We start from the raw sequence: 11,752 nt of genomic DNA, 5'->3' as shown, positions 1-11,752 counted from the left end.
GGCGCAAAGGCGCGAAGATAAGGCAAAATAAGAAAGCGGGATTCCCGCCTTCGCGAGAATGACGAAGAAGTGTAGAGCGCGCGCGAGATGACCACACCCCCATCCCCCATCTGGCACCCCTTCACCCAGCACGGCCTCGGCGACACCATCCCGCTGATCGCGCGCGGTGACGGCGCGCGCCTCTACGACGCCGACGGCAACTACTGGATCGACGCCATCTCCAGCTGGTGGGTCACCACCCACGGCCACGCCCACCCGCGCATCATGGCGGCGATCCGCGCCCAGTCCGAAAAGCTCGACCAGCTCATCTTCGCCGGCTGGACCCACGAACCCGCCGAGACGCTCGCCGCCGAACTCATCCGCATCACCCCCGCCCCGCTCACCCGCGTCTTTTTCTCGGATTCGGGCTCGACCAGCGTCGAGGTCGCGCTGAAAATGGCGCTCGGTTACTGGTATAATATCGGCGAGCCCCGCAGCCGCATCCTCGTCCTCGAACATAGCTATCACGGCGACACGATCGGCACGATGTCGGTCGGCGAACGCGGCGTCTATAACCGCGCCTGGCAGCCCCTGCTCTTCGACGTCGACACCATTCCTTTCCCGCACGAGGGGCTCGAACAGGCGGCGCTCGATGCGCTCGAAGCCGCCTGCACCCAGAAACCGGCCGCCTTCATCGTCGAACCCCTCATCCTCGGCGCGGGCGGCATGCTCATCTACCCCGCCTGGGTGCTCGCCGAGATGCGCGCGATCTGCGCGCGCTACGGCGTGCTGTTCATCGCCGACGAGGTGATGACCGGCTGGGGCCGCACCGGCACGCGCTTCGCCTGCGACCAGGCCGGCGTCATCCCCGACATTGTCTGCCTGTCGAAAGGCCTCACCGGCGGCGCCATGCCGCTCGCGGTGACGCTGTGCATCGAACCCATCTTCGCGGCGCACTGGTCGACCGACCGCGCGAAGACCTTCTATCATTCGTCGAGCTACACCGCGAACCCGATCGCCTGCGCCGCCGCGAGCGAAAATCTCGCCATCTGGCGCGACGAGCCGGTGCAGCAGCGCATCGACGCTCTCGCCGACGCGCAGGCCGCGCACCTGTCGATGCTCGCTCCCGACCCGCGCGTCGAGAGCCCCCGCCGCCTCGGCACCATCGCCGCCTTCGACATCGCCCAGCCCGATGGCGGCTATCTCTCGGCGCTCGCGCCACGCCTGATCGCCTTCTACCGCGAGCACGGCGTGTTGCTCCGCCCGCTCGGCAACACCGTCTATGTCATGCCGCCCTATGGCATCACGCCCGACGATCTCGCGCAGGTGTGGCACGCGATTGCCGCCTCGCTGGACGAGGCCGTAACCGGCTGATCGTCCAGCCGATTTGACGCCCCCCGCCGATCATGGGATATCGGTACCCGATAGTCCGGGGGGAACGATCATGGACAGCAACGACAGCGCGATCGCGCCGCCGATCAGGCAGCCGCATATCGCGCGGACCGAGGCCTTTATCACCGGGGTGGTGACGTCGGTGCTGCTCTGCCTGACCGCGCCCGGCCTGCTCATCCTGCTGATCGCCTTGCTCCTCGACCCCGGCGAAATCCCGAAGTGGTGGACCGCGATCGCCATCCTCGCCGCGATGCTGGCGGCGACGGTCTTTTTCTTCCGCGTCACCATGACGCTGCGCCGCAAGACCTTCGCGATCCTGCAAAAGGACCGCGACCGCTTTGCCGGCAAGGTCGCGGCCTGCCTGCAGGCGGGCGGGACGCCGCCGCCTTACAGCCTCTATCTGCGGCCCTTCTTCACCGACGGCCATCTCACCGCCGACGAGGGTTTCGCCCGCACGCTCAGCTTCGACGTCAACGAGATCGCCGATTTCGGGCTCAAGCGCGATATCGAGGCCGCCGCCGCCCGCGCGCTCGAGGATCATGCCCCGCTGCTGTCGCTCGGACGCCCCAACGACCGGCTGGGTGCGGGACGCATCGAAACCGACGACGACAATTGGCGGGCGCTGTTCGACCTCTTGATCCGCCATGCCCGGCGCGTGATCATGGTCCCGATCGGCCAGCCCGCCACCATGGAAGAAGTCCGCCGCATCGCGGTGTCGCCGGACCTGCTCGCCAAGACCGTGTTCGTGCGCCCCGCCGACCGCCGCAATCGCGGCTTCCATTTCGCCCCCGACCCGGCGGTCAAGTCGATCGGCGCGATGTGGAACTGGACGCGGGCGCAGATCGCCGACGTCCTGCCGCATTTCCCTGAATTCCGTGGCGGCGCGCGGCTGGTGACCTTTCCCGAGGGCGAGGAGGCGGTCGAATATCGCGGCAATGGGCTGTGCACGGTGCAGCAGCCATCGGCGATCCGCCATTTTCTGGTCGCAGGCGAGACACGAATGGCCGACCGGCTGCTCGGCTTCACCTTCTGGTCGACGCTCGCGCTCGTCGGGATGGGCGCGATCCAGATCGGCGTGCTCGACAAATATCCGGTGAATGAACAGGAGGTCGCGAAAGCGGTCGGCGTGCAGTTCCTGCAAATCGCGCTCGCCATCCCCTTGCTCGGCATCGCGCTCTATAAATTGGTGACCGAGGATCTGCCGCGCCGCGCCGCGCTTCCGGTCAGCCTGTCGTTGCTCGGCGTCTTCGCGCTGTCGATCGCGACCGCCGTGTGGATGGAGCCCGACATGGCCCGGGCCGACATGCTCCGCATCAACAACCGTTTGTCGGTGTTCGGATATTTCGCCAATTATTTTATGATTTACATCGTCGCGGCCTATCTCACCGGCCGCTTCGTCGACTGGCGCCATGTCCTGTTGCTGGTCGTCCTGGCGGTGGTCGGGGTCGCTTCGGCGCCGCAGAATCTCATCGACTGGCAGGTCGGCGACGCGCCGGACTGGATCCGGCCCTTTTCGATCGCCAAATCGACATTGTTTCAGGCCGTCCCGATGGTCCTGCCTTTGCTCGCCGCCGTGCCGCGTCGGCGCTGGCCGCTGCTGGTCGGCGGGGCGCTGGCGATGAGCGGATTGACGCTCATAATCTGGAACCTGGTCGTTTTTCCCTGGCATATGGCGGCGATCGAAGCGCGCTTTCGCGAGTTCCGCTCCTTCGACCTCGTCGCCGAATATGGCTGGGCCTGGTCGCTGCTCTGGCGACAGCTCGCGGGCTCGGCGCTCACCGCGCTGCCCTTTCTCGCCTGGCCCTTCCTCGCCCGGCGCCTGACCGGCGTCGGACGGCGACGGCGCTGGACCGCCGCCCTCGAACCGCCAGTCTCTTGATCGCCGGCCTCCCCATCCAACCCGGCGCCGCAATGCGCTGCTCCGAAAATTCGGCTTAGGTTCATCTTCGACCGATAAGGGTCACAGTTGGGGATGGTGACGGTTCGAGGGAATGATACCGACATGACAAGACCGACCCGCCTCCTGCTCCCGCTGCTCGCCGCGCTCGCCTGCGCCACGCCCGCGCTCGCGCAGGACGACAGCCTCACCCAATCCTCGACGCCCCCCGAAAAATTCTCCTTCCTCATCGCCTATGGCGCCGATGCGTGCCCCGAAGCCCAGGGCGACGAGATCGTCGTCTGCGCGCAGGAGCCCGAGGCCGACCGCTACCGCGTGCCCAAGGAACTCCGCGAAGAACTGCGCGAGGACGCGAGTGTCGGCGGCGGCAGCTGGGCCTCGGCGGTCGAAGGGTATGACGACATCGCCCGCGTCAGCCGCCCGAACAGCTGTTCGGTCGTCGGCAGCTACGGCTTCACCGGCTGCACCAGCGCCATGCTGCGCCAATGGTTCGCCGAGCGCCGCTCGACGCGATAGCGTCGGGAAACACAGCGTTTCGGTCCGGCCGATTGACGCCGCCCCGCGACCTCGCTTAGCTTGCCTCTCCCCCAACAGGAGTTTTCCATGCGCTTCGCCCTCCCCCTCGTCGCCATCGCCGCCGTCATCGCGGTCCCCGTCATCGCCCAGAACAGCGGCCCGCCGGGTGCGCCCGACAAGGCGCGCGTCGCGGCCGGCACCTATGCCGCCGATCCCGGCCACACGATGGTCGTGTGGGAAGTCGATCATTTCGGCTTCAGCAAATATTCGGGCCTCTTCGGCGACGTCACCGGCACTTTGGTGCTCGATCCCGCCAATCCCGCAGCGTCGAAGGTCGATGTGACGATCCCCGTCGCCAAGGTCACGACGGCCAGCGCCGGCCTCACCGGTCACCTGCTGCGCGACGGCAAGGATGGCGGCAAGCCCGACTTCTTCGGCGCCGCCCCCGCCGACGCCAAATTCGTCTCGACCAGCGTCATCCTCGACGATGACGGCGACGAGGCCAAGGTCACCGGCAACCTCACGCTGAACGGCGTCACCAAGCCCGTGACCCTCGACGTCGATTTCCACGGCGCCGGCACCAACCCCTACAACAAAAAGGCGACGATCGGCTTCAACGCCGAGGCCACGATCAAGCGCAGCGACTTCGGCATCGCCTATGGCATCCCGGCGGTCAGCGATACGGTCGACCTCGAAATCCACGCCGCGTTCGAGAAGCAGTAAGCACGGATCGGTGCCTCCCTTTTTCGTCACCCCCGCGAAGGCGGGGGTCCAGCTTTGACCGTCGTTTAGCTGGACTCCCGCCTTCGCGGGAGTGACGAGGATCGGGCGGTTCATCCCCCATCCATCGCCTGCCGCCTAACCTCCCGCCACCAAGAGGGAGGATCATCATGCGCCCCATTCTACTCGCCGCCGCCGCGCTCATCGCCGCGCCCGTGCTCGCCCAGGCGCCCGCAGCGCCCAACCCCCAGATCGATTACCCCGGCTTCCAGGCGCTCACCGCCGACGTCGGGCCGCAGCGCGCCGAGCGGCTCCTGCCGTTCGCCCGCTTCAAGGCTGAGGCCGCGAAGCCCGAGGTCCTGCTCCTCGACGCGCGCTCAAGCGACGCTTTCGCCGCCGGGCATATCGCGGGCGCGGTCAACCTGCCCTTCACCGATTTTACCGCCGAGAGCCTCGCGGCGGTGATCGGCGCCAACCCGAACCGCCCCATCCTCATCTATTGCAACAATAATTTTCGCAACGACGCCGCCCCCGTCCGCATGAAGGCGCGCCCGCTGGCGCTCAATATCCAGACCTTCATCAACCTCGTCGGCTATGGTTATCCCAATGTCTGGGAACTGGGCGAGGTGGTCGATTTCGACGATCCGGCGGTCGGCTGGGTCAGGGGATAACGCACCGCCGCCCGCCAATCTGTCACACGCACCGCGTAGGAATCGGCGTGGGGCCATCCCCGCCCCGCCCATTCCCGCAAGGAGCGTATGTGATGAGCGAACTGCTACGCGAAATCGTCGAAGTGAACGCCTTCATCGAAGGCGACGAGGACAATATGCTGCTCACCGTCGAAGTCGAAGGCCTGGCGTCGACGACCGGCTGGACCGCCGTCCGGCTCGATCCGCACGTCTATATCACGCCGCCCGAGGACGGGTATCAGGACTTCGACCTCGTCGGCGACCGCCCGGCCGGCGCCGCAGCCGACGCGCTCACCCCGGTCGAGGCCGCATGGGAAGGCCCGCTCGACGATTGGGTCGTCGGCGTCCGGGTCCACGCCATCGACAATCTGATCGAAGATGAAGTCTTTGAACTCGAAGCGGATGACGCGGACAGCGAGGCCGCCTGACGCCCATCCTCGCGCACCCGCCGCGCCGGACCGCGAACGCCATATCGCGGTCCGGCGACATTTTCCGCCTCTGCCCCTTGCCAAGCGCGACATTTTGCATCATTGGGGCGCCATGCGCGGCAACGCCCTCCTTCTTCTGCGACTTACACGCCCTTGGGCGTGACGATGACGCTGCGCCCAGGGTGGCGCGCGACCGCCCAAGGGTAATTCGACACAAACTCCCTTCTCGCAGAAGAACCCAGACCCATGACCATGCTCCGCGACCCTTCGGTCAAATATAGCGCTTTCCCGCAGGTTCCCTTGGAAACCCGCGAATGGCCCGGCCGCGTCACCACCAAGGCGCCGATCTGGCTCTCCACCGACATGCGCGACGGCAATCAGGCGCTCATCGACCCGATGGATGCCGAGAAAAAAGCACGCTTCTTCGACCTGCTCGTCCGCGTCGGCCTCAAGGAGATCGAGGTCGGCTTCCCCAGCGCCGGCGCCACCGAGTTCGACTTCATTTCGGGGCTGGTCCGGAACGGCCGCATCCCCGATGACGTCACCCCGCAGGTGCTGACGCAAAGCCGCGCCGACCTCATCCGCACCAGCTTCGACAGCCTCGCCGGCGCGAAGACCGCGATCGTCCATGTCTACAACGCGGTCAGCCCCGCCTGGCGCCAGATCGTCTTCAACATGGAAATGCCCGAGATCAAGCAAATCGCGATCGAGGGCGCCAAGCAACTCCGCGACAATGCCGCGCGCCTGCCGCAGACCGATTGGCGCTTCGAGTATAGCCCCGAAACCTTCTCGACCGCCGAGCTCGATTTCAGCATCGAATGCTGCGCCGCGGTGATGGACATCCTGCAACCCACCGCCGACAACCCGATCATCCTCAACCTGCCCGCGACGGTCGAGGCGGCGACCCCCAATATCTACGCCGACCAGATCGAATATTTCGCCAAGAACCTGCCGAACCGCGACCGCGCGCTGATCAGCCTGCACACCCACAACGACCGCGGCACCGGCGTCGCGGCGGCCGAACTCGGCCTGCTCGCCGGCGCCGACCGCGTCGAGGGCTGCCTGTTCGGCAATGGCGAGCGCACCGGCAACTCGTGCCTCGTCACCATCGCGCTCAACATGTACACGCAGGGCATCGACCCCGAGCTCGACTTCTCGAACATCGACGAGGTCATCGCGACGGTCGAATATTGCAACCAGCTCCCCGTCCACCCGCGCCACCCCTATGGCGGCGAACTCGTCTACACCGCCTTTTCGGGCAGCCATCAGGACGCGATCAAAAAGGGCTTCGCCGCGCGCGAGCGGCAGAATGACGAACGCTGGCAGGTCCCCTATCTGCCCATCGACCCCGCCGATCTCGGCCGCAGCTATGAAGCGGTGATCCGCGTCAACAGCCAGTCGGGCAAGGGCGGCGTCGCCTGGGTGCTCGAACAGGACAAGGGGCTGAAACTGCCCAAGAAGATGCAGGCAAGCTTCAGCCACATCGTCCAGGCGCTCGCCGACGAGACGAGCCGCGAACTCGGCGCCGAGGACATTTGGGGCGCCTTCGAAACCACGTACCTCACCACCGAAAACAAGCGCTTCCAGCTCGTCGACTGGTCCGAAAGCCATGCCGGAACCGACCGCATCTTCGCCGGCAAGCTGACAATCGAAGGCACCCCGCGCACCGTCAGCGGCCGCGGCAACGGCCTGATGAGCAGCGTCATCGCCGCGCTCAGCGAAAGCGGCGGCCCGATCATGGACATCGTCGACTATAGCGAACATGCGATCGGCCAGGGCAGCAATGTGCAAGCCGCGGCCTATGTCGAGTGCCGCACCGCCGACGGGAAGAGCCTGTTCGGCTGCGGGCTCGACACCGACGTCGCGACGGCGAGCGTGCGGGCGATCTTGTCTGCGGCGAATGGGGCCTGATCTTCGGGGGTGGCCCTTACAATCCACCCCCGCACCCCCATATATTGTTCATCGCGGCACGCGTTTTCCGTAGGCCGCCGCGACTGAGAGACAGGCGTTGCGCTCCCGCTTACCGACAGGAGCCGTCCCATGGACCAGCCGCCCGCCGTCACGCGCCGCACCCACAGTCCTTTCCGCAAGCGAGGAACGCCGTTGCCGACGGCAGAAGCCCGGCGCCAGGGCGACATCAGCCAGCTCGCCTATCTCCAGATGGGCGGGCGCGACCCCGCCATCGCCTTCCTCAACGCCGACCATGACGCGCTGGGCGGGCGGCCGCTCGCTATCGCTACCGCCAGCGCCGAAGGCTATGCCCGCGTCGCCGGGGTCATTCGCGCCTGGGCCGCACCGGCGGACGTGGCATGAGCCGCGCGATGAACGTCACCCTCGACGAAGCCGGCGTCACCGACATGTGCCGAACCGCAGGCGTCGCGATCAGCGCGATCGAGCCGCTGCCGAACGGCGGCACCCGCCTCGTCTGCGTCTCGCCCGACGGCGCCGACCAGATGCGGCGCAAGCTCAAGAAGCATCTCATCGACGGCGAGGTCGCGCGCCACCGCTTCTACCGCGCCCCGGGCCCACCCGGCGGCACCTGACCGCGCCATTGACGCGGGCTCGGCGGGCGCGGCATGGCGGGCCATGTTCACCCACCGCCTCGCCACCCCCGCCGACCTCGTTGCGCTGCGCGCCGCGATGGCGCTCGCTATCGCCGAACTGCAAAAGGACTTTCTCACCCCCGAACAGATCGCCGCGAGCAACGCGGTGATGGGCCTCGACACCCAGCTGATCGCCGACGAAAGCTATTTCATCGTCGAGAGCGCAGGCCGGATCGCCGGCTGCGGCGGCTGGTCGCGGCGCGCGACGCTCTATGGCGGCGACCACAGCACCGCCCTTCGCGACCCCGCGCCGCTCGACCCCGCCGTCGACGCCGCGCGGATCCGGGCGATGTACACCCATCCCGATTTCGCCAGGCGGGGCGTCGGGCGGCGGGTCATGCAGCTCTGCGAAGACGCCGCCCGCGCCGCCGGATTTGCCCGCGCCGAGTTGATGGCGACGCTGTCGGGCGAACCGCTCTATCGCGCCTGCGGCTATAGCGCGATCGAGCATGTCGAAGCGCCTGGTCCCGATGGCGTCGGCGTGCCGCTGATCAGGATGGGAAAGCCGCTTTAGTCGGCGACCCAATAGTCCGCCGCGCCGCCCGGCTCGCCGCCGCGCCGGCAGACGATCGCGCCGTCCAGCGACAGTTCGGCCCAGCCGCCGATCGGCTCATGCTCCATCATCGCCAGCGCGGCGGCGACGTCGGGCGCTTCGAACGCGACGCGCTTCTCCATGCCGAACCAGCGGTCCTGGTATCGCAGAACAAAGGCCAGCGCCGGGGGCGCTGCGGGAATATCGAAGCCGGGGTCCATATCGGGCGGGCGCGGCAGGCAGGCGCAGCCGCCAGCGGCCGCATCGGGGGGAAAGGTCAAGTTGAACACCTTCGATGGGGGGAAACGAAGGGGCGACCGGCACGATCTGGTCCACCGTGAAAGCAGCCGGGGGCGAAAATATACTCCTGAACGTCGGCGGGACGGGAAGCCCGACCGTCCGCAAGCGGCGAACGGGTGGGTACGAGTCGGCGTCGGGCATGAACCGCAAAAGGAAGCATTCTATGCTTTGTTCGACGGGCGGTCCGTTCCGGTCGACCAACGGCGGCCGGAGCGCAAGAATGTTACGGTGTAATCTCCGTGACATAGCGGCGACATCGTCGCTGCGGCTGGGCCTATTTGGCCCCGGCGTTGAGCGCCGCCGCCGCGACAAACAGCGCCTTCAGCCCCGCCTCGTCGATCGCCTCGCCCGGGCCGATATCGATCGCCCGCCGGACATTGCCGTCGAGGCTGGCGTTGAACAGCCGCTTGGGATCGTCCAGCGCCGCGCCCTTGGCAAAGGTCAGCTTGACCTTGTCCTTATAGGTTTCGCCGGTGCAGACGATCTTGCCGCCGGCGTACCAGGTCGGCACCCCGCGCCATTTCCATTCCTCGACCACATCGGGGATCGCCGCCTTGATCAGCGCCCGCGCCGTCGCCAGCGTCGCGCCGCGCCAATCGCCGAGTTCGGCGATCCGGCCGTCGATCAGTTCGGAGGGGTTCTTCTCGCTCATTTTGCCTTGTCCTTCGCATGCGAAATCCAGCCCGGGATCGCCGCCGCTTGTTTCAGCCAGCCCGCCAGTTGCGCCTCATCGACCGGCTCATCCTCGAAAATATGCAGGTAGCGGGCATCGGGGTCCTTCGACTCCACCGGCGGCACCGGATCGAGTTGCCGACCCCGGAACCAGGTGATCTTGATGTAGCGGTTGAAGCAGTGAAAACAGAGGAACCACCCCTGCCCCGGCACCCCGTAAAAGGGCGAGTTCCAGCGCACCGCCTTCTCGACGCCCGGCACATTCGCCTCGATCAGCGCGTCGAGCCGTTTGCCGGCATCGCGTTTCCACCCGGGCATCGCCGCGATATAGTCCTGCACCGGACCGTTGCCATCGCCCTTGGCGATCTGCGGATTGCCGCCCGACAGCAGCACGACCGGCTTCGCGCCCGCCATCGCTCAGCCCCGCGCCCGCCGCCGCGCCGCATAGGGCAAGGCGAAAAGATAGAGCCCGCTCGCCAGCATCAGGAACAGCGGCGGCAACGGCGCATAGACGATCCACATCGGCGGCTGCCCGACGATCGCCATCGCCGCGAAATTGGCGACCACCGCCAGAGTGAAGACGATCGACAGCCAGCGATGTCCCTGCCGCATTGCTTGCGCAAAATTCATGACGCCCTCCTTCAATCCAGGCCGTCGAGCAATTGCTCGAGCTTGCCGAAAAATTGCTGCCAACCATGTTTCGCGCCGCCCAGCGCCTGTTTCTGGTCGGGCCGGAACCCCGCCTGCTCCATGCGCAGCAACGTCCCGCTGGCGATCGGCGTCAGCGTGAAGGTCACCACGCTTTCCAGGTCATAGACCGCATCGGCGTGCCGGTGGTTCCAGCTGTAGGACAGCGTCTCGCCCGGCTCGACCTCGAGCACCTCGCAATCGAGCACCCCGCCCCAATCGCCGCAGAGCTGGAACCGGTGGCCGACATCGGGAACGAAGTCGTTGGCCATCAACCATTCGGCGATCAGATGCGGCTGGGTCAGCGCGCGCCACAATTTCGATGGCGGATGCGCGATCTCGCGCTCGACCACCACCGTCCGGACGTCGCGCGCGGTCATTGATCCATCCTCGCCAGCAAATTTTCCAGCTCGTCGAACCGGCTTTCCCAAAACCCCGCCATCCGGCTCGTCCAGTCGACCAGCGGCGCCAGCGCGCTGCGCTGCGCGCTATAATGGGTCAGCCGCCCCTCGGGCCGATCGATCACCAGCCCCGCCGCTTTCAGCACTCCCAGATGCTTCGATACCGCCGGCTGCGACACACCCGCCTGCGCGGTCAGCGCCACGACCGTCTGCTCGCCATCGCGGCACAGCCGCTCGAACAACGCCCGCCGCGTCGGGTCGGAAAGCGTCTTGAAAAGCAGGTCCTGGGAATTGGGTGTCATCATATATAACTCTCTGGCTATGATTTTTCAATAACCATGTAGTTATGGGTTCGTCAAGTCCGATTTCGCCGCCACCGCGCCCTGCCCGCCCCATGCGCCGCGCACGCACGGCCAAAACCTTGACTTTTCGCACCTTCGCTGCCATATGGCTCCCGCTAACGTCGCCTGCGACGGAAAATATGCCCCCTCGGGGTGGATACTTCCCTTCACTCGCTACCAGCCTCGCCGGTGCATTTGCCGGCGGGTCAATGATGTTTTCGTGAAAGGAAACACCCATGCCGACCGGCACCGTAAAATTCTTCAACACCGACAAGGGTTATGGCTTCATCTCGAATGAAGACGGCTCGGGCGACGCGTTCGTCCACATCACCGCCGTCGAGCGTTCGGGCATGTCGACGCTGAACAAGGACCAGCGCGTCAATTACGAACTGGAAACCGACAACCGCGGTAAGACCTCGGCTGTGAACCTTCAGTCGGCCTGATTTTGGCCAAAGAAGAAATTCTGACCTTCGATGGTGTGATCGACGAAATCCTGCCCGACGCCCGTTTCGGCGTCGTGCTCGAAAATGGTCATCGCATCATCGCCTATACCGCCGGCCGGATGCGACGCTTTCGCATCCGGTCGGTCGTCGGC

Annotated in this window: 17 protein-coding genes and 1 pseudogene; 12 read left to right on the top strand and 6 right to left on the bottom strand. The window is 66.3% G+C overall.

Annotated elements, in window-relative coordinates; all coding sequences use genetic code 11:
• Nucleotides 1-87 precede the first annotated feature (87 nt).
• The 10 genes from ACREB7_RS19075 to ACREB7_RS19030 all read left to right on the top strand — a co-directional run bounded on the left by ACREB7_RS19075 (nt 88) and on the right by ACREB7_RS19030 (nt 8,738).
• On the top strand, nt 88-1,353 hold the full coding sequence (locus ACREB7_RS19075) for an adenosylmethionine--8-amino-7-oxononanoate transaminase (protein ID WP_431593849.1): 1,266 nt from the start codon (nt 88-90) through the stop codon (nt 1,351-1,353).
• Nucleotides 1,354-1,423: 70 nt separating this feature from the next.
• A complete protein-coding gene (locus tag ACREB7_RS19070; protein ID WP_431593848.1) occupies nt 1,424-3,250 on the top strand; it encodes a hypothetical protein in 1,827 nt (608 codons plus the stop codon).
• A gap of 123 nt (nt 3,251-3,373) precedes the next feature.
• Nucleotides 3,374-3,784 carry a hypothetical protein gene (locus tag ACREB7_RS19065; protein ID WP_431593847.1) on the top strand — a complete coding sequence of 137 codons (411 nt, stop codon included), beginning with the start codon at nt 3,374-3,376 and terminating at the stop codon, nt 3,782-3,784.
• Nucleotides 3,785-3,871: 87 nt separating this feature from the next.
• Nucleotides 3,872-4,507, top strand: coding sequence for a YceI family protein (locus tag ACREB7_RS19060; protein WP_431593846.1), 636 nt, complete (start codon nt 3,872-3,874; stop codon nt 4,505-4,507).
• Nucleotides 4,508-4,674: 167 nt separating this feature from the next.
• Nucleotides 4,675-5,175, top strand: coding sequence for a rhodanese-like domain-containing protein (locus ACREB7_RS19055; RefSeq protein ID WP_431593845.1), 501 nt, complete (start codon nt 4,675-4,677; stop codon nt 5,173-5,175).
• A 92-nt stretch (nt 5,176-5,267) separates the two neighbouring features.
• Complete coding sequence (locus tag ACREB7_RS19050) at nt 5,268-5,621, top strand: hypothetical protein (protein ID WP_431593844.1); 354 nt, start codon at nt 5,268-5,270, stop codon at nt 5,619-5,621.
• 246 nt (nt 5,622-5,867) lie between these two features.
• The gene (gene leuA, locus ACREB7_RS19045; RefSeq protein WP_431593843.1) at nt 5,868-7,532 is read left to right on the top strand and encodes a 2-isopropylmalate synthase; all 1,665 of its coding nucleotides are present in this window, start codon (nt 5,868-5,870) and stop codon (nt 7,530-7,532) included.
• Between the two features lie 129 nt (nt 7,533-7,661).
• Nucleotides 7,662-7,934 (top strand): hypothetical protein, encoded by a 273-nt coding sequence (locus ACREB7_RS19040; protein ID WP_431593842.1) that lies wholly within the window; start codon nt 7,662-7,664, stop codon nt 7,932-7,934.
• On the top strand, nt 7,931-8,164 hold the full coding sequence (locus tag ACREB7_RS19035) for a hypothetical protein (RefSeq protein ID WP_431593841.1): 234 nt from the start codon (nt 7,931-7,933) through the stop codon (nt 8,162-8,164). The genes ACREB7_RS19040 and ACREB7_RS19035 overlap by 4 nt, the downstream gene beginning before the upstream one ends.
• A gap of 43 nt (nt 8,165-8,207) precedes the next feature.
• Nucleotides 8,208-8,738 carry a GNAT family N-acetyltransferase gene (locus tag ACREB7_RS19030; RefSeq protein WP_431593840.1) on the top strand — a complete coding sequence of 177 codons (531 nt, stop codon included), beginning with the start codon at nt 8,208-8,210 and terminating at the stop codon, nt 8,736-8,738.
• On the opposite strand, the gene ACREB7_RS19025 is transcribed toward ACREB7_RS19030, so the two are convergent.
• The 6 genes from ACREB7_RS19025 to ACREB7_RS19000 form a co-directional block, all read right to left on the bottom strand.
• The gene (locus tag ACREB7_RS19025) at nt 8,735-9,037 is read right to left on the bottom strand and encodes a hypothetical protein (protein WP_431593839.1); all 303 of its coding nucleotides are present in this window, start codon (nt 9,035-9,037) and stop codon (nt 8,735-8,737) included. The genes ACREB7_RS19030 and ACREB7_RS19025 overlap by 4 nt on opposite strands.
• Before the next feature lie 293 nt (nt 9,038-9,330).
• Nucleotides 9,331-9,708 (bottom strand): DUF1801 domain-containing protein, encoded by a 378-nt coding sequence (locus tag ACREB7_RS19020; protein ID WP_431593838.1) that lies wholly within the window; start codon nt 9,706-9,708, stop codon nt 9,331-9,333.
• Entirely contained in the window at nt 9,705-10,142 is a 438-nt protein-coding gene (locus ACREB7_RS19015; RefSeq protein WP_431593837.1) for a DUF1801 domain-containing protein, read from the bottom strand. Before ACREB7_RS19015 ends, ACREB7_RS19020 begins: the two co-directional genes overlap by 4 nt.
• A 3-nt stretch (nt 10,143-10,145) precedes the next feature.
• Nucleotides 10,146-10,358: a hypothetical protein gene (locus ACREB7_RS19010; protein ID WP_431593836.1), complete on the bottom strand. Its 213-nt coding sequence runs from the start codon at nt 10,356-10,358 to the stop codon at nt 10,146-10,148.
• Between the two features lie 11 nt (nt 10,359-10,369).
• Entirely contained in the window at nt 10,370-10,795 is a 426-nt protein-coding gene (locus ACREB7_RS19005; protein ID WP_431593835.1) for an SRPBCC family protein, read from the bottom strand.
• The gene (locus tag ACREB7_RS19000) at nt 10,792-11,118 is read right to left on the bottom strand and encodes an ArsR/SmtB family transcription factor (RefSeq protein ID WP_431593834.1); all 327 of its coding nucleotides are present in this window, start codon (nt 11,116-11,118) and stop codon (nt 10,792-10,794) included. The genes ACREB7_RS19005 and ACREB7_RS19000 overlap by 4 nt, the downstream gene beginning before the upstream one ends.
• Nucleotides 11,119-11,393: 275 nt before the next feature.
• Between ACREB7_RS19000 and ACREB7_RS18995 the strand changes: the two genes are divergently transcribed.
• On the top strand, nt 11,394-11,600 hold the full coding sequence (locus tag ACREB7_RS18995) for a cold-shock protein (RefSeq protein ID WP_431593833.1): 207 nt from the start codon (nt 11,394-11,396) through the stop codon (nt 11,598-11,600).
• 2 nt (nt 11,601-11,602) lie between these two features.
• Nucleotides 11,603-11,752, top strand: a pseudogene (locus ACREB7_RS18990) (translation initiation factor IF-1); the annotation flags it as partial.

The organism is Sphingopyxis sp., from assembly GCF_050725615.1.
Classification (GTDB): domain Bacteria; phylum Pseudomonadota; class Alphaproteobacteria; order Sphingomonadales; family Sphingomonadaceae; genus Sphingopyxis.
This window is presented reverse-complemented; position numbering and strand designations above follow the sequence as displayed.

Excerpts from the sequence above, each read along its gene's own strand:
- ACREB7_RS19060 (WP_431593846.1), top strand. The coding sequence starts at position 3,872 with ATGCGCTTCGCCCTCCCCCTCGTCGCCATCGCCGCCGTCATCGCGGTC.
- ACREB7_RS18995 (WP_431593833.1), top strand. The coding sequence starts at position 11,394 with ATGCCGACCGGCACCGTAAAATTCTTCAACACCGACAAGGGTTATGGC.
- ACREB7_RS19050 (WP_431593844.1), top strand. The coding sequence starts at position 5,268 with ATGAGCGAACTGCTACGCGAAATCGTCGAAGTGAACGCCTTCATCGAA.
- ACREB7_RS19010 (WP_431593836.1), bottom strand. The coding sequence starts at position 10,358 with ATGAATTTTGCGCAAGCAATGCGGCAGGGACATCGCTGGCTGTCGATC.
- ACREB7_RS19030 (WP_431593840.1), top strand. The coding sequence starts at position 8,208 with ATGTTCACCCACCGCCTCGCCACCCCCGCCGACCTCGTTGCGCTGCGC.
- ACREB7_RS19040 (WP_431593842.1), top strand. The coding sequence starts at position 7,662 with ATGGACCAGCCGCCCGCCGTCACGCGCCGCACCCACAGTCCTTTCCGC.
- ACREB7_RS19005 (WP_431593835.1), bottom strand. The coding sequence starts at position 10,795 with ATGACCGCGCGCGACGTCCGGACGGTGGTGGTCGAGCGCGAGATCGCG.
- ACREB7_RS19065 (WP_431593847.1), top strand. The coding sequence starts at position 3,374 with ATGACAAGACCGACCCGCCTCCTGCTCCCGCTGCTCGCCGCGCTCGCC.
- ACREB7_RS19035 (WP_431593841.1), top strand. The coding sequence starts at position 7,931 with ATGAGCCGCGCGATGAACGTCACCCTCGACGAAGCCGGCGTCACCGAC.
- leuA (WP_431593843.1), top strand. The coding sequence starts at position 5,868 with ATGACCATGCTCCGCGACCCTTCGGTCAAATATAGCGCTTTCCCGCAG.
- ACREB7_RS19075 (WP_431593849.1), top strand. The coding sequence starts at position 88 with ATGACCACACCCCCATCCCCCATCTGGCACCCCTTCACCCAGCACGGC.
- ACREB7_RS19020 (WP_431593838.1), bottom strand. The coding sequence starts at position 9,708 with ATGAGCGAGAAGAACCCCTCCGAACTGATCGACGGCCGGATCGCCGAA.
- ACREB7_RS19055 (WP_431593845.1), top strand. The coding sequence starts at position 4,675 with ATGCGCCCCATTCTACTCGCCGCCGCCGCGCTCATCGCCGCGCCCGTG.
- ACREB7_RS19015 (WP_431593837.1), bottom strand. The coding sequence starts at position 10,142 with ATGGCGGGCGCGAAGCCGGTCGTGCTGCTGTCGGGCGGCAATCCGCAG.
- ACREB7_RS19070 (WP_431593848.1), top strand. The coding sequence starts at position 1,424 with ATGGACAGCAACGACAGCGCGATCGCGCCGCCGATCAGGCAGCCGCAT.
- ACREB7_RS19000 (WP_431593834.1), bottom strand. The coding sequence starts at position 11,118 with ATGACACCCAATTCCCAGGACCTGCTTTTCAAGACGCTTTCCGACCCG.